The sequence below is a fragment of the Microvirga mediterraneensis genome (genome assembly GCF_013520865.1).
Classification (GTDB): Bacteria; Pseudomonadota; Alphaproteobacteria; order Rhizobiales; family Beijerinckiaceae; genus Microvirga; species Microvirga mediterraneensis.
In genome coordinates, this window is record NZ_JACDXJ010000001.1 from 1437184 (window position 1) to 1451223 (window position 14040).

Consider the following 14040-nt stretch of genomic DNA (forward strand, 5'->3'; position numbering starts at 1 on the left):
TCTCATGCAGAGAACGCAAGGGGGAACGCCATGCCATCCGCCCAAAGCCGCTATCATGAGGTCTATGCCGGCTGGAAAGCCGATCCGGTCGGCTTCTGGGAACAGGCGGCGCGGGAGATCGACTGGATCAAACCGGCCGCGAAGGTGTTCGATGGCCAAGCCGGCATCTACGGCCGCTGGTTCGTCGGGGCCGAGTGCAACACCTGCTACAACGCCGTCGACCGGCATGCGGCGACCCGGGGCGGCCAGGCGGCGATCATCTATGACAGCCCGGTCACCGGCACGAAGCGCAGCATCACCTATGCCGAGCTGCGGGACGAGGTGGCGACGCTCGCGGCCGTGCTTCAGGAGATGGGCGTCACGAAGGGGGATCGCGTCGTCATCTACATGCCGATGATCCCGGAGACGAGCTTCGCCATGCTGGCCTGCGCCCGCATCGGGGCGATCCATTCGGTGGTCTTCGGCGGCTTTGCCGCCAAGGAGCTGGCGACCCGCATCGACGATGCGAAGCCGAAGGTCATCCTCTCCGCATCCTGCGGCATCGAGGGGGCGCGCGTCATTCCCTACAAGCCGCTGCTGGATGAGGCCATTTCGCTCTCCTCGTCCAAGCCGGAAGCCTGCCTCGTCTTCCAGCGGCCGCAGCTCGCCTGCGCCCTCATCGAGGGGCGCGACCGGGACTGGGCCGACGCCGTCACGGATGCGGAGGCGGAGGGCCGCCGGGCCGAATGCGTGCCGGTGGCCGCGACCGATCCGCTCTATGTCCTCTACACCTCCGGCACGACCGGCATCCCCAAGGGCGTGGTGCGCGACAACGGCGGCCACATGGTCGCGCTCAAATGGTCCATGGAGCATTTCTTCGGCGTGAAGCCTGGCGAAGTGTTCTGGGCCGCGTCGGACGTCGGCTGGGTGGTGGGCCATTCCTACATCGTCTATGGGCCGCTGCTGCACGGCTGCACGGCCATTCTCTATGAGGGCAAGCCGGTGGGAACGCCCGATGCGGGCGCCTATTGGCGGGTGATCTCCGACCATGGCGTCGTGACCCTCTTCACCGCGCCCACGGCGTTCCGCGCCATCAAGAAGGAGGATCCGAAGGCGGAGCTCCTGAGGACATACGACCTCTCCTCGTTCCGCGCCCTGTTCCTGGCGGGCGAGCGGGCCGATCCCGACACGGTCCAATGGGCCGAGGACATCCTTCAGGTGCCGGTTATCGACCATTGGTGGCAGACGGAGACCGGGTGGCCGGTCGCGGGCAACCCGCTGGGCTTGGGCGCGCTGCCCGTGAAGCACGGCTCGCCCACGGTGCCGATGCCGGGATACATCCTCGAAGTGCTTGATGAGGGCGGGCGGCCGGTCGGCCCCAACACGATGGGCGCCATCGTCATCAAGCTGCCCCTGCCGCCCGGCGCCCTGCCGACCCTGTGGCAGGCGGACGAGCGGTTCCGGGAATCCTATCTCTCGGTCTATCCCGGCTACTACAACACCTCGGACGCCGGCTATCTCGACGAGGACGGCTATATCTGGGTCATGGGCCGCACCGACGACATCATCAATGTCGCGGGCCATCGGCTGTCCACGGGCGGCATGGAGGAGGTGCTGGCCTCCCATCCGGCAGTGGCGGAATGCGCGGTGATCGGCGTGAAGGACGCGCTCAAGGGCGAGGTGCCGTGCGGCTTCGTGGTGCTCAAATCCGGCATCGACCGGCCGCCCGAGGCCATCGAGGCCGAACTCGTGGCCCTGGTGCGCGAGAAAATCGGCCCCGTGGCCGCCTTCAAGCTCGCGATCACCGTCGCGCGCCTGCCCAAGACCCGCGCCGGAAAGATCCTGCGCGGCCCCATGAAGAAGATCGCCGATGGCGACACCTGGTCGACGCCCGCCACCATCGACGATCCCATGATCCTGTCCGAGATCGGCGACGCGCTGCGGGCCAGGGGACTGGCGGGGTAGGAAACCTTGCGGATGACGGAAGAGAAAGAGGACGGGCAGGCCCGTTTCGAAGCGTTGCTGGCGCAGGCCCTGGGAGACGATGAAAAGGCGTTGGCTCATCGAGCGGCCAAGGACCAGCGCAATGTGGCGCGCATCGATGCCGTCGGGGCGAAGACAGAGTTCGAACGTAATCGCGACAGGCCGGCAAGGCCGCGCCGGAGACGGCCGAAGCGTCAAGGATAAGGTCCCGAAAACGAAGAAGGCCCGGATCGCTCCGGGCCTTTTGCATGAAGAAACTTACTCTTCGTCCTCGTCGTCGCGCTTGAGCTGCTTGAGCTTGGCGAAGACCGAGTTGACGTCGATGCTCTCTTCCTGGGCCGGCTTCGGGCGGCTCATGTCGGCGAAGGGGTCGACCCGCTCGGGGGCCGTCGAGACCTCGGCCGGCATCAGGGTGCCGCCATGGTCCTGGGCCTCCACATGCGGGCGGTCCTTGGCGGCGCGCTGCACCTCGAAGTCGAGGTCGATCTGCGAGCACAGGCCGAGGGTGACCGGGTCCATGGGCGAGAGGCTGGCCGAGTTCCAGTGGGTGCGCTCGCGGACCTGCTGGATCGTCGTCTTGGTGGTGCCCACCAGACGCATGATCTGCGCGTCCTTCAGCTCGGGATGGTTGCGCACGAGCCAGAGGATCGCGTTGGGGCGGTCGTGGCGGCGGGACACGGGAGTGTAGCGCGGCCCCTTCTTGACCCGCTTCTGCTCCGGCAGCTTCACCCGCGACTCGGCGAGCCGGAGGTGGTGGTTCGGGTCGGCTTGAGCCTTCTCGATCTCCTCACGGGTCAGCTGGCCCGTGGTCACCGGGTCGAGGCCCTTGATGCCGGCCGCGACCTCGCCGTCGGCAATGCCCTTCACCTCGAGCGGGTGCAGCTTGCAGAAATCGGCGATCTGGTCGAACGACAGCGATGTATTCTCGACGAGCCAGACGGCTGTCGCCTTCGGCATCAACGGTCCCTGGGACATCTACGTGAACCTCCTTCAGGCCGGGCGCCGGATCATCGGCGCCGCACGGCAAAACTCTCTCGCGCTCCGAACCGGTCCGGACCGGAGCATCTCGTCTCACGATGTGAGGGAAACGAGATGATTATAGGGATCGTGCCGGTATGTTGCAAATTTTAAAGGGTGAGAACGATCTTACCGATATGCTCGCCCCCATCCATGCGGGCATGGGCCTTTGCCACGTCTTCGAAGGCGAATGTCGAATCCATCACCGGCCTGCATCGCCCCTGCGCCAGGAGCGGCCAGACCTTCTCCTCCAGGGCCTCGGCGATGTCGGCCTTCTCGGCGGGCGAGCGCGGGCGCAGGGTCGAACCCGTATGGGTCAGCCGCTTGACCATCAGGCGGCGGAAATCGACCTCGGCTTTCGGACCCTGGAGAAAGGCGATCTGCACGATCCGGCCGTCCTGGGCGGCCGCCTCGTAGTTGCGGGAAATGTAGTCGCCGCCGACCATGTCGAGGATCACGTCCGCGCCCCGGCCGCCCGTGGCCTCCTTGACGGCGGTCACGAAGTCCTGGCTCCGGTAATTGATCGCCACGTCGGCGCCGAGGCGCAGGCAGGCATCGCATTTCTCCTGGCTGCCGGCCGTGGCGATCACGGTGGCGCCGAAGGCCTTGGCGAGCTGGATCGCCGTGGTGCCGATGCCGGAAGTCCCCCCATGGACGAGGAGCGTCTCGCCCGATTGCAGGCGGCCCCGGTCGAAGACATTGGTCCAGACGGTGAAATAGGTCTCCGGGATGGCGCCCGCTTCCTCGAAGGAGAGGCCCGGGGGAATGGGAAGGGCGTTGCTCTCGTGGACGACCGCGTAGTCCGCATAGCCGCCGCCCGGCACCAGGGCCATGACCGGAGCCCCGACGGCAAAGCGGGCGGCGTTCGGGCCCGTAGCCGCCACTTCGCCGGCGACCTCGAGCCCGAGGATGTCCGGGGCGCCGGGAGGGGGCGGATAGCCCCCTTGCCGCTGGATTACGTCGGGGCGGTTCACGCCCGCGGCCCTCACGCGCACCAGGATCTCGCCCTCCTTGGGCGTGGGAACAGGGCGCTGGACCACCTTGAGAACCTCCGGTCCGCCGCTTCCTTCGGCGATCACCGCGCGCATCATCTCAGGGATCTGCCCCATTTTTCCCTCCTTTGGTCAACAATCTCCCGGGATATAGGCTCCGGTGCCAAGGAATACATGCCAGATTGACCGAATGACCAACCGTTGAAGAGGAGAATGCCATGGCTCTCGATCCCTTCGCCGATGAACCGCGCCAGATCATGAGCGGACATGAAATCGGCCAGGATCTCTCGATGCTCTCCATCGACGAGCTCGACGAGCGCGTGGATGTGCTGGAGCGGGAGATCGCCCGCATCAGGGAGGCCAGGGCCCGCAAGGAAAACTCCCGCGCGGCCGCGAGCGCGTTCTTCAAGCTGGGGCAGGACTGATCCCGCCGTAACGAAAAAACGTCCTTAACGGCGCATTAACCATTCCCGGATAGACCTGACGGCATCCGGGCTTCTCCCTGGATGCCGAGTGGCTTCGAAGCCCACTCTGTTTGACGCTTCCCTGTTAGACTTCAAGAGCCGCCTCGCGCGGCTCGATTTTTATCGGCGCCGCCTTAACCTTAAGAAGAGGTTACCGAGGCAGGCCCGATCAGACCGTCCTATACTCTTCTCAACATTGCGTAACCCCCGCCTGTGAGGCGCGGGGGAGAGATTTTTTGGGAGATGTGCGTGAACGAACCCGACGTGATCCAGCTCGACATCGATCCTGTCCGGTTCGGGCAGAGCTTCGTGGGTTCCGAGGCCTTCAAGGCTCTTTTCCAGGAGGGCATGGAGCTCATCGAGGAAACGGCTGCCTATCTCGATGGCCCGGGCCGCGAGGAATCCCGCCACCTGCCGCGCCAGGCGAGCCTCGTCTATGCCAGCGAGAGCATGCGTCTCACCACTCGCCTCATGCAGGTCGCCTCATGGCTGCTGCTCCAGCGGGCCGTGGCGGAAGGGGAGATCACGGCCGATCAGGCTCAGCTGGAAAAGAACCGCGTCCGCCTGAACTCCCAGGACACCGCGACCACCATCGCCGAATACGAGGGGCTTCCCGCCCGCCTGCGGGACCTGATGGGCCTCGCGACCCGGCTCCACGCCCGGATCCTGCATCTCGAACGCCTCATCTCGGAGGCCGAGGAGGCTCCCCGGGCCCCGGGCCCCAACCCGGTCGCCACCCAGCTCGGAATGCTGCAGCGGGCCTTTGGGGCGGTGAAGTGAGCAAGGGGAGCGGCCACGATGCCGCACCCTGCGCTAACTCCGCGTCGAAGGGTTGAAACCCCTGCCTGAAGGTCTACACCTAACCTGTCGGCCGCTCTTGTGCCGTCAACCCAAGGATATGCAACCCATGTCAAGCGACAGTCGAAAGACCATGCCGCCTCAGGCTCGCGCAGAAGGCTGATCGCTCGGCTCTCCTGCGATCGGGCCCGTGGCGGCTGGTCGCGAGGAGAGTTCCATGAAAAAGTTCATCACCAATCGGTTCGAAATCCTGTCCGAATGGATTTCCGACAACCTGGGCAGCCCCTATGCCTTCATGGCGGCCTGCCTGCTCGTGGCCGTCTGGGCCATCTCCGGACCCGTCTTCCAGTTCTCCGATACGTGGCAGCTCGTGATCAACACCGGCACCACGATCTGCACCTTCCTGATGGTGTTCCTGCTGCAGAACACGGGCAACCGCACCATCGACGAGATGGAGGAGCGCCTGCGCTCGCTGGAATTCCTGAACCGGGAGCTTCTCCGCGAGATCCGCACCCTGAAGGCGCTCGATGAGCCCGCCGCCAGGGAGGCGGCCTGAGGCGGCTCCCCGACGCCGACAAAGAAAAAGCCCCGCCGAAGCGGGGCTTTTTCGGTTCCGGTCCGAAGGACGCGGATTACTTCTTGGCGCCGAGGCCCAGGCCGCCGAACTTCGAGTTGAAGCGCGACACGCGGCCGCCGCGGTCGAGCAGCTGCTGCGTACCGCCGGTCCAGGCCGGATGGGTGTTCGGGTCGATGTCGAGGTTGAGGGTGTCGCCCTCTTTGCCGTAGGTCGAGCGGGTCGTGAACTCGGTGCCGTTGGTCATGACCACTTTGATGAAGTGGTAATCGGGGTGATCGGTTTCTTTGCGCGCCATTGCCATAGTCCTTCTCGCGGCCAGCCAGATCTGGTCAGCCCGCAATGTTGAGATCGAGCCTGAATTGATGAATGCGCGCCTATACCTCACTTAAGACCTTGAAACAAGCCGGGGCAAAGGTGCTAAACCGCCCCTTGTGGCGATTCCGTAAAACGCAAGGTGTCATGGCCGATCATTCCCAAGGGCAGACCCGCCCCAAGGCTGCGCTCAGCGCCCTGAAGCCGCTCGTCCCCTACGGACTGGCCTACAAGGGGCGGATCGCGGCCGCGCTGGCGGCGCTCGCGGTGGCCTCCGGGGCCACGCTCGTCATGCCGATCGCGGTGCGGCGCGTCATCGATTTCGGCTTCTCGGAAGAGGGGCGGGCCTATATCGGCGCCTATTTCGTTCTCCTAGTCGTGGTCGTGGGCGTTCTCGCCCTGGCGAGCGCCTTGCGCTATTACTGCGTCATCACCCTCGGCGAGCGGGTGGTGGCGGACCTGCGCTCCGCCGTGTTCCGGCACCTGACTTCGCTCGATCCGGCCTTCTTCGACCAGACCAAGAGCGGCGAGATCGTCTCCCGGCTCACGGCCGACACCACCCAGGTCAAGGCGGCCTTCGGGGTCAGCATCTCCATCGCCCTGCGCAATCTCTTCCTTTTCCTGGGTGCCACCGTCCTCATGATCATCACGAGCCCGAAGCTCTCGGCGCTCGTGCTGCTCGCCATCCCGGTCATCGTCCTGCCCCTGGTCTTCTCCGGCCGCGCCGTGCGGCGACGCTCGCGGGCCGCACAGGACAGGCTCGCCGACGCCTCGGCCTATGCGGCGGAGGCCATCGGGGCCGTGCGGACCATGCAGGCCTTCGGCATGGAAAGCCTTACGGCCGCCCGCTTTACGGCCGCCGCCGAGGAGGCCTTCGGTGCCGCAAGGCTCTCCACGACCATGCGGGCCTTCCTGACGGGAGCCGGCATCTTCCTTGTATCGGCGAGCGTGGTCGGCGTGCTCTGGTACGGCGCGCAGGACGTGCTGGCCGGGCAGATGACGGGCGGTCGCCTGTCGCAGTTCGTGCTCTACGCGGTCTTTGCGGCGAGCTCCCTCGGCCAGCTCTCGGAGGTCTATGGCGAGCTCGCCCAGGCGGCCGGCGCGGCGGAGCGCCTCGGCGAGATCCTCGCGGCGAAGCCCGCCGTCGAGAGGCCGCAGAACCCCAAGGCCCTGCCGGAGCCGCCGCTCGGCACGGTGGCGTTCGAGGGTGTACATTTCGCTTATCCGACCCGCGCCGACCAGCGGGCGATTCACGGTCTGAGCTTTGCGGTGAGATCCGGCGAGCGGGTCGCGATCGTCGGGCCCTCGGGGGCGGGCAAGAGCACCATCCTGCAATTGCTTCTGCGCTTCTACGATCCGCAGAGCGGCACGATCCGCGTCGACGGCGTCGCGGTCCACGAGGCCGATCCCACGGCCCTGCGCGCCCGGATGGCCCTCGTGCCGCAGGAGCCGACGATCTTCGCCGCCTCCGTCCTCGACAACATCCGCTACGGGCGCCCCGAGGCCACGGAGGCCGAGGTCTTCCGCGCCGCCGAACTCGCCTCGGCCGACGGCTTCATCCAGGCTCTGCCGGAAGGCTACCGGACGATGATCGGCGAGCGGGGCGTGACCCTCTCGGGCGGCCAGCGCCAGCGCCTGGCCATCGCCCGGGCGATCCTGAAGGACGCCCCGATCCTGCTTCTCGACGAAGCGACCTCGGCGCTCGACGCGGAGAGCGAGCGCAAGGTCCAGACGGCCCTCGACCGGCTGATGGAAGGTCGCACCACGCTCGTCATCGCCCACCGCCTCGCCACGGTCCGATCCGCCGACCGCATCCTGGTCATGGACAAGGGTGTGATCGTGGAGGAGGGCACCCACGAGACCCTGCTTGCCCAGGGCGGCCTCTACGCCCGTTTGGCCCGGCTCCAGTTCACGAGCGCGGAGGAGCACCACGAGGCGGCGGAATAGGCGCTGCCTCAAAAAGGTGCACCGGCACGGGCTGACATCCGGCCCGTCCTTCCTATGTGATCCCAAACCGTTGCGTCGGATCGAAGGCACGCTTGGGATCGACCGGGGACGCAGACATGGGCGTCAGCAGAAGACATCCGCAGGACTCGACCCGCATCAACATCCTCGAGCCGTGGGATCTCCAGTACTGGTCCGACCGCTGGAACGTCCCGCGTCGACAGGTGGTGGAGACCATCCGCCGCGTCGGCGATCAGGTCCATGACGTGGCGCAGGCTTTGGGGAAGGGGTAGGCGGAATACGCTGCGCTTACCTTGAGGTCACGTCTGGCATGACAGCACCATCGTGATAAGCATGATCGATGCCCGACCTCTACCCTCATCTTGATCCCTACGACTCCGGTATGCTCGATGTGGGCGACGGGCATCGCGTCTATTGGGAAACCTGCGGCAATCCTGTCGGGAAGCCTGCTCTGGTGCTCCATGGTGGTCCCGGTTCCGGCTGCTCGGTGAATACACGACGGTATTTCGATCCGAGCGCTTACCGCATTGTGCTCTTCGATCAGCGCGGAAGCGGGCGCAGCACGCCGCATGCCAGCTCTCCAGACGTTGATCTCTCCACGAACACAACGGCTCATCTGATTGCCGATATCGAACGCCTGCTGCAGCATCTTGGAATCGAACGATGGCTGGTGCTGGGTGGCTCATGGGGTTCGACCCTGGCGCTCGCATATGCCGAGCAATATCCCGATCGCGTGACGGAAATGGTGCTGTTCAGCATTGCCACCACCACGGCGGCTGAAATCGAGTGGATCACCTGCGGTGTCGGGGCTTTCTTTCCGGAGGCATGGAGCCGGCTTCAGTCAGGCGTGCCGGAGGCGGATCGGGAAGGGAGCCTCGTCGAAGCCTATCACCGTCTCCTCATGCATCCGGATCCTGTCGTCCGTGAAAGGGCAGCGCGGGATTGGTGCGATTGGGAGATGGCGATTGTCGCTGTCCACCCGAACCACAAGCCGCATCCCCGTTACGAGGACCCAGCCTTCCGGCTGGGCTTTGCGCGGCTCGTCACACATTTCTGGCGCCACCGGGCATGGCTTGAAGATGGCGCATTGGTGCGGAATGCCAATCGCCTCGCGGGCATTCCTGGCATCCTCATCCATGGCAGGCTCGATATCGGCGGTCCGCTCGTCACGCCCTGGAACCTTCAGCGACATTGGCCGGGTAGCGAACTGATCGTCGTTAGCGAAGCAGGGCACGACGCCCGTGATCCCGGTATGACGGAGAGCATTGTCGCGGCAACGAACCGCTTCGTGTAAATCACCGCTCCGTCAGCTTCAGCTCGATGCGCCGGTTGCGGGCATAAGCCTCTTCCGTGGTGCCGTTGTCGAGGGGTTGGAACTCGCCGAAGCCGGCGGCGACGAGGTGCTGGGGCTGGACGCCTCGGGCGACCAGGGCCTGGACCACCGCAATGGCGCGGGCCGACGACAGGGCCCAATTCGACGGGAATTGCGACGTTGCGATGGGGCGCTGGTCGGTGTGGCCGTCGACGCGAATCACCCAGGGGATGTCCGGAGGCACCTGGCGCTCCAGCTCGATGAGCGCGGAGGCGATGCGGTCGATCTCGCCGGAGGCTTCCGGGCGCAAGTTCGCCTGGCCGGCCGGGAAGAGCACCTCGGACTGGAACACGAAGCGGTCGCCGACGATGCGCACGTCCGGGCGGTTGCCGAGGATCTGCCGCAGGCGACCGAAGAAGTCGGACCGGTAGCGCGCCAGCTCCTGCACCCGCTGGGCCAGGGCCACGTTGAGGCGGCTGCCGAGATCGGCGATGCGGGCCTGGCTTTCCTTGTCCCGGTTCTCGGAGGCGGCGAGAGCCTCTTCCAGGGCCGCGAGCTGGCGGCGCATGGCGGCGATTTGCTGGTTGAGGATCTCGACCTGGCTCAGTGCCCGGCCGGTGGCCTGCTTCTCGGTCTCGAGCTGCGTGCCCAGCTCCTGCGCCTGGGCCTGGGCGGCACCGCCGCTGTCGAGAAGGCCCTGGAGGCGTGCCCGCTCGGCCTCGTTGGCGCGCAGGGTCGTCTGCAGGGACGTGACCGTGTCCTCGATGGTGCGCCGGTTCGACCGTTCCAGGGAGAGCAGGTCGGTCAGCTCGGCGATCTGACGGTTCAGGCGGTCGAGGACCGTGTCGCGGCCGGAGAGCTCCCGGGACAGGAAGAACTGCCCGACCGTGAAGACCGAGATCAGGAAGATGATGGCCAGGAGCAGGGTCGACAGGGCGTCCACGAAGCCCGGCCAGTAATTGATCTGGCTGCTGCGTCCCCGCCGGCGTCCTCCCGCGCTCGAGATCGGCATCAGGGCAGCCTTTCACGGGAGATGCGGTCGAGGACCTGCTTCAGCTCCTTCTCTCGGGCCGCCTGGGCCTCGACCCAGTCGCGGATCATCTGCTGCTCCGCCCGCATGTGCTGCACGAGGCCCTGGACGCCCTCGGCCAGGTTGGCCATGGCCTGGGTCGCGGCCCGGCCGCCCGCGCCGTCGTTGACGGCGGCGGTGAGCCGGTTCAGCGCCACGGTCAGGTCGTGCGAGGTGCCGGGGCGCAGGGCGGTGTCGGTGAGAGTGTCCAGGGTGGAAACGGCGAGCCAGTCCTCCAGCTCCGTGTAGAAGCGGCTCTGGGCCTGGCCGGCCTGGAGGTCGAGGAAGCCGAGGACGAGGGAGCCGGCGAGGCCGAACAGGGAGGCGGAGAAGGACAGGCCCATGCCCTGGAGCGGGCCTGCGAGCGAGTTCTTCAGCTCGTCGAAGAGAACGGCGGTGTCCTGGCCGGTGCGGAGCGACGAGATGATGCGCCCGACCGAGCCGACCGTGTCGATGAGGCCCCAGAAGGTGCCGAGAAGGCCTAGGAAAACCAGGAGGCCTGCGAGATAGCGCACGATCTCGCGGCTCTCGTCGAGACGGGCGCCGATGGAATCCAGGACCGAGCGGGTCGCCGCGACGGAAAAGCCGGATTGCCCGGGCCGGTTGCCGAGGAGGGCCGCCAGGGGCGCCAGCAGGACCGGCGGCGAGGGGGCGACGAGCCCTTCCTCGGTCTGGCGCAGGGTGTTGACCCACCGCACCTCGGGGAAGAGCCGCCAGGCCTGCCGGATGGCCAGTACGATGCCGATGAACATGACGCCCAGAATCAAGGCGTTGAGGCCCGGATTGGCCTGGAAGGCCGACCAGATCTGCCGGTAGAGGATGAAGGCGACGAACCCTGCCAGAACCAGGAAGACCGCCATGCGGATCAGGTAAATCCGCGGTGGGGTAAGGGGTTGGTCCGCCATCGTTATCCTGTGCATTGGTGCTTCGGAGCTGCACCAATGTGACCGCGCCTGTCCTAAGGATCAAGCGCGACCATGGCCGACTTCAACGGGACGAACAGAAATATCGGCCGGGAGCGGCCGGGGAATCAGCCCTTGGCCTTCTTCAGGAGCTTGAGCAGCTCGCGGTGCATCACCTCGTTGCCGCAGGCGATGGAGCCCTTGGCCATCGGGTCGCTGCCGCCATCGGCGTCGGACACGAAGCCGCCCGCCTCGCGGATCATCAGGATGCCGGCCGCGATGTCCCAGGTGTTCAGGCCCCGTTCCCAATAGGCATCGAAGCGTCCGCAGGCCACGTAGGCGAGGTCGAGGGCGGCGGCGCCCCAGCGGCGCATGCCGCCCACATTGGCCATGACGGAGGCGCATTCGCGCAGGAACAGGCCGTGGTCGCCCTTGCCGATATGAGGCAGGCCGCAGGCCACGACGGCGTCCGGCACGTCGGTGCGGGCCGCCACGCGGATGCGGCGGTTGTTGAGATACGCGCCCTTGCCCTTCTCGGAGATGAAGAGCTCGTCCTTGGCCGGATCGTAGATCACGCCGGCGACGATCTGGCCGTCGCGCTCCAGGCCGACCGAGATGGCGAATTGCGGCAGGCCGTGCAGGAAGTTGGTGGTGCCGTCGAGCGGATCGATATGCCAGCGATGGCTCGGGTCGGTGCCCTCGACCACGCCCTGCTCCTCCATGACGAAGCCGTAACCGGGACGGGCCTTTTCCAGCGCCTCGCGCAGGATCTTCTCCGCCTTGCGGTCGGCCGCCGACACGAAGTCGCCGGGACCTTTCCGGGAGACCTGCAGATTCTCGACCTCGCCGAAATCGCGCTTGAGCGAGCGTGAGGCCTTCATCACGGCATCGGTCATGACGGTCATGAGGGGCGAACGGATCATCGGGCAAGTCCTGGCAAAGAGCGGTTTTGAAATGAAGTGTGGTCGATGGACCACGCGAGGGTTCGCGTCAAGCGGTGGTCAACCGACCAGCGGCGCGAATGATCCCTCCTCGGGCGGGTTCCCATGCGCTCAGCGCATCCCCAGCCGTTCGGCGGCGAGCTTTTCGGCGCGCTTGCGGTCCTCGGCGCTCAGCTCCTTGAAAGCATCGTCGAGCCAGGGATCGGCCAGGCCCTGGGCGGCGGCCAGAATATGCCAGGCCGCCCCGTCGACCTTGTTGGCGGGAACGCCGCGTCCGGCGACGAGAAGGCGGGCGAGGCGGTTCTGGGCGATGGCGTTGCCCTTGGCGGCGGCCCGGCGGAAGTAACGCGCGGCCTGGGATTCGCTGGTCGGAACACCATCCCCGTTGAAGAGCAGGATCGCGTATTCCACTTCGCCGACCGAGCTGCCGTTGCGGGCCGCGCGCTCGAACAGGCGGGCGGCCTCGGTGGAATTCCGCTCCACGCCCCGGCCCTTGAGATAGAGCACGCCGAGGGCATGCTGCGCATCGGGGATCTCGGCGGCCGCCGCCTTCTTCAGCAGCTCGACGGCCTTCTGCAGATCCTCATCGGTGCCGCTGGTGAGCAGGAGCAGGCCGAGATTGTGGGAGGCCAGGGGACTGCCCTTGGCAGCAGCCTGTTCGAGCCAGGTCCGGCCCTGCGCGGCGTTCTTGGCCATGCCGCGCCCGTCGAGGGCCATGAGCCCGAGGGAGGCGAGCGCGTTGGCGTCGCCGCGCCCTGCGGCCAGGCGGTACCACTCGGACGCCTTCTTCGGGTCCATGGCGACCCCGAGGCCCTGGTTGTAGAGCTCGCCCAGGAGAGTCATGGCGGCGGCGTCGTTCTTGTTCTTCTCCAGCCGCAGGTTCGCCTCGCGGAAAGCCGTCTGGTAGAGGCCGCGCTGATAGGCGCCATAGGCGAGATCGGGCTCCGCCGCACGGCTCGGCATCGCGGATGCGGCCAGGAGGGCCGCGCCGAGGATCCAGGACCAGCGCATCAGCGCGAGGCCTCCTGCCGCTCCAGGATCTCCGCCGCCGCCTTCACGGCCGCCGCGGGGCCGTCGGCATGGGTCCAGACCGCGTCGCCCAGCGCGACGAATTCCGCGTTCGTGGCGGCCAGGGCCTCGACCGCGTCGAGGCTCGGGGCATAAGCGACGCAGGGTGTCTCGAAGATCTCGGCCCACCAAGCCGCGCGCTCCACCACGCTCTCGAGGGACGGGACGGAGCCGTCCGGACGCGGTTCGCCGAAGAGCAGGTAATCGGCCCCGGCCTCACCCAACGACATCGCGTCGTCCCTGGTGCGGATCGCCCCCACGCCGATGGCCCGCTCGGATTTCAGCCTCTCGCGCAGCTCGCGCACCAGGGTCGGATCGCCCGGCACATGGACGCCGTCGGCGCCGCCCCTGGCGGCGACATTCGCCAGATCCGCCTTGCCTTCGGATGAGACGAGCACGGCCGCCCCGTGCTCCTGGGCGGCGGGCGCGAGCGCCTTCACCAGATTGATCAGGCTCCGCTCGTCGGCGGGGCCCAGGCGCAACAGGACGGCCGCCACGGCGCCGGTTCCGCAGGCTTCCGCGAGGCGCGGCGCGAAGGAGGCGTCCTCCAGGACGGGGGTGATGAGGTAGAGGCGGGCGGCGGTGTCGGCCATGGATCACGGGTCACAAATGAGAAAGACAGGGTTCCCATAACGAAAACGGGGCCATCTTGCGAGGCCCC

16 protein-coding genes are annotated in these 14040 nt (G+C 66.9%); 8 read left to right on the forward strand and 8 right to left on the reverse strand.

Annotated features, from left to right (window positions below):
• Nucleotides 1-30 precede the first annotated feature (30 nt).
• Both H0S73_RS06760 and H0S73_RS06765 read left to right on the forward strand, forming a co-directional pair.
• Nucleotides 31-1944: a propionyl-CoA synthetase gene (locus H0S73_RS06760; RefSeq protein ID WP_181051429.1), complete on the forward strand. Its 1914-nt coding sequence runs from the start codon at nt 31-33 to the stop codon at nt 1942-1944.
• A 12-nt stretch (nt 1945-1956) separates the two neighbouring features.
• On the forward strand, nt 1957-2166 hold the full coding sequence (locus tag H0S73_RS06765) for a hypothetical protein (protein WP_181051430.1): 210 nt from the start codon (nt 1957-1959) through the stop codon (nt 2164-2166).
• 54 nt (nt 2167-2220) lie between these two features.
• Here H0S73_RS06765 and H0S73_RS06770 read toward each other — a convergent pair whose 3' ends face one another.
• Both H0S73_RS06770 and H0S73_RS06775 read right to left on the reverse strand, forming a co-directional pair.
• Nucleotides 2221-2937 carry a DUF1013 domain-containing protein gene (locus H0S73_RS06770; protein ID WP_181051431.1) on the reverse strand — a complete coding sequence of 239 codons (717 nt, stop codon included), beginning with the start codon at nt 2935-2937 and terminating at the stop codon, nt 2221-2223.
• Between the two features lie 152 nt (nt 2938-3089).
• On the reverse strand, nt 3090-4088 hold the full coding sequence (locus H0S73_RS06775; RefSeq protein WP_181051432.1) for an NAD(P)H-quinone oxidoreductase: 999 nt from the start codon (nt 4086-4088) through the stop codon (nt 3090-3092).
• A gap of 101 nt (nt 4089-4189) precedes the next feature.
• Here H0S73_RS06775 and H0S73_RS06780 point away from each other — a divergent pair, with 101 nt between their 5' ends.
• From H0S73_RS06780 to H0S73_RS06790, 3 genes are all read left to right on the forward strand, one after another.
• On the forward strand, nt 4190-4396 hold the full coding sequence (locus H0S73_RS06780) for a DUF1192 domain-containing protein (RefSeq protein ID WP_181051433.1): 207 nt from the start codon (nt 4190-4192) through the stop codon (nt 4394-4396).
• Nucleotides 4397-4678: 282 nt separating this feature from the next.
• Nucleotides 4679-5215 (forward strand): protease adaptor protein RcdA, encoded by a 537-nt coding sequence (gene rcdA, locus H0S73_RS06785; protein ID WP_202049780.1) that lies wholly within the window; start codon nt 4679-4681, stop codon nt 5213-5215.
• A 235-nt stretch (nt 5216-5450) separates the two neighbouring features.
• A complete protein-coding gene (locus H0S73_RS06790) occupies nt 5451-5789 on the forward strand; it encodes a low affinity iron permease family protein (RefSeq protein WP_181051435.1) in 339 nt (112 codons plus the stop codon).
• 76 nt (nt 5790-5865) lie between these two features.
• Here H0S73_RS06790 and rpmE read toward each other — a convergent pair whose 3' ends face one another.
• Complete coding sequence (gene rpmE / locus H0S73_RS06795) at nt 5866-6105, reverse strand: 50S ribosomal protein L31 (protein WP_181051436.1); 240 nt, start codon at nt 6103-6105, stop codon at nt 5866-5868.
• Between the two features lie 164 nt (nt 6106-6269).
• Here rpmE and H0S73_RS06800 point away from each other — a divergent pair, with 164 nt between their 5' ends.
• The 3 genes from H0S73_RS06800 to pip all read left to right on the forward strand — a co-directional run bounded on the left by H0S73_RS06800 (nt 6270) and on the right by pip (nt 9381).
• Nucleotides 6270-8069 (forward strand): ABC transporter transmembrane domain-containing protein, encoded by a 1800-nt coding sequence (locus tag H0S73_RS06800; RefSeq protein WP_181051438.1) that lies wholly within the window; start codon nt 6270-6272, stop codon nt 8067-8069.
• Between the two features lie 116 nt (nt 8070-8185).
• Nucleotides 8186-8359 carry a DUF3606 domain-containing protein gene (locus H0S73_RS06805; protein WP_181051440.1) on the forward strand — a complete coding sequence of 58 codons (174 nt, stop codon included), beginning with the start codon at nt 8186-8188 and terminating at the stop codon, nt 8357-8359.
• Nucleotides 8360-8427: 68 nt separating this feature from the next.
• Complete coding sequence (gene pip / locus H0S73_RS06810; protein ID WP_181051441.1) at nt 8428-9381, forward strand: prolyl aminopeptidase; 954 nt, start codon at nt 8428-8430, stop codon at nt 9379-9381.
• Nucleotide 9382: 1 nt separating this feature from the next.
• On the opposite strand, the gene H0S73_RS06815 is transcribed toward pip, so the two are convergent.
• The 5 genes from H0S73_RS06815 to H0S73_RS06835 all read right to left on the reverse strand — a co-directional run bounded on the left by H0S73_RS06815 (nt 9383) and on the right by H0S73_RS06835 (nt 13972).
• Nucleotides 9383-10411 (reverse strand): peptidoglycan -binding protein, encoded by a 1029-nt coding sequence (locus tag H0S73_RS06815; RefSeq protein ID WP_181051442.1) that lies wholly within the window; start codon nt 10409-10411, stop codon nt 9383-9385.
• Nucleotides 10411-11373, reverse strand: a complete 963-nt coding sequence (locus tag H0S73_RS06820; RefSeq protein ID WP_181051443.1) for a flagellar motor protein MotA — start codon at nt 11371-11373, stop codon at nt 10411-10413. Before H0S73_RS06820 ends, H0S73_RS06815 begins: the two co-directional genes overlap by 1 nt.
• A gap of 125 nt (nt 11374-11498) precedes the next feature.
• A complete protein-coding gene (locus tag H0S73_RS06825) occupies nt 11499-12293 on the reverse strand; it encodes an inositol monophosphatase family protein (RefSeq protein ID WP_181051444.1) in 795 nt (264 codons plus the stop codon).
• A 129-nt stretch (nt 12294-12422) separates the two neighbouring features.
• A complete protein-coding gene (locus H0S73_RS06830; protein ID WP_181051445.1) occupies nt 12423-13322 on the reverse strand; it encodes a tetratricopeptide repeat protein in 900 nt (299 codons plus the stop codon).
• A complete protein-coding gene (locus H0S73_RS06835) occupies nt 13322-13972 on the reverse strand; it encodes a thiamine phosphate synthase (protein WP_181051446.1) in 651 nt (216 codons plus the stop codon). Before H0S73_RS06835 ends, H0S73_RS06830 begins: the two co-directional genes overlap by 1 nt.
• Nucleotides 13973-14040 lie beyond the last annotated feature (68 nt).

Excerpts from the sequence above, each read along its gene's own strand:
- H0S73_RS06830 (WP_181051445.1), bottom strand. The coding sequence starts at position 13,322 with ATGCGCTGGTCCTGGATCCTCGGCGCGGCCCTCCTGGCCGCATCCGCG.
- H0S73_RS06780 (WP_181051433.1), top strand. The coding sequence starts at position 4,190 with ATGGCTCTCGATCCCTTCGCCGATGAACCGCGCCAGATCATGAGCGGA.
- H0S73_RS06770 (WP_181051431.1), bottom strand. The coding sequence starts at position 2,937 with ATGTCCCAGGGACCGTTGATGCCGAAGGCGACAGCCGTCTGGCTCGTC.
- H0S73_RS06775 (WP_181051432.1), bottom strand. The coding sequence starts at position 4,088 with ATGGGGCAGATCCCTGAGATGATGCGCGCGGTGATCGCCGAAGGAAGC.
- H0S73_RS06815 (WP_181051442.1), bottom strand. The coding sequence starts at position 10,411 with ATGCCGATCTCGAGCGCGGGAGGACGCCGGCGGGGACGCAGCAGCCAG.
- H0S73_RS06760 (WP_181051429.1), top strand. The coding sequence starts at position 31 with ATGCCATCCGCCCAAAGCCGCTATCATGAGGTCTATGCCGGCTGGAAA.
- H0S73_RS06805 (WP_181051440.1), top strand. The coding sequence starts at position 8,186 with ATGGGCGTCAGCAGAAGACATCCGCAGGACTCGACCCGCATCAACATC.
- pip (WP_181051441.1), top strand. The coding sequence starts at position 8,428 with ATGCCCGACCTCTACCCTCATCTTGATCCCTACGACTCCGGTATGCTC.
- rpmE (WP_181051436.1), bottom strand. The coding sequence starts at position 6,105 with ATGGCGCGCAAAGAAACCGATCACCCCGATTACCACTTCATCAAAGTG.
- H0S73_RS06835 (WP_181051446.1), bottom strand. The coding sequence starts at position 13,972 with ATGGCCGACACCGCCGCCCGCCTCTACCTCATCACCCCCGTCCTGGAG.
- rcdA (WP_202049780.1), top strand. The coding sequence starts at position 4,679 with ATGTGCGTGAACGAACCCGACGTGATCCAGCTCGACATCGATCCTGTC.
- H0S73_RS06800 (WP_181051438.1), top strand. The coding sequence starts at position 6,270 with ATGGCCGATCATTCCCAAGGGCAGACCCGCCCCAAGGCTGCGCTCAGC.
- H0S73_RS06765 (WP_181051430.1), top strand. The coding sequence starts at position 1,957 with ATGACGGAAGAGAAAGAGGACGGGCAGGCCCGTTTCGAAGCGTTGCTG.
- H0S73_RS06790 (WP_181051435.1), top strand. The coding sequence starts at position 5,451 with ATGAAAAAGTTCATCACCAATCGGTTCGAAATCCTGTCCGAATGGATT.
- H0S73_RS06825 (WP_181051444.1), bottom strand. The coding sequence starts at position 12,293 with ATGATCCGTTCGCCCCTCATGACCGTCATGACCGATGCCGTGATGAAG.
- H0S73_RS06820 (WP_181051443.1), bottom strand. The coding sequence starts at position 11,373 with ATGGCGGACCAACCCCTTACCCCACCGCGGATTTACCTGATCCGCATG.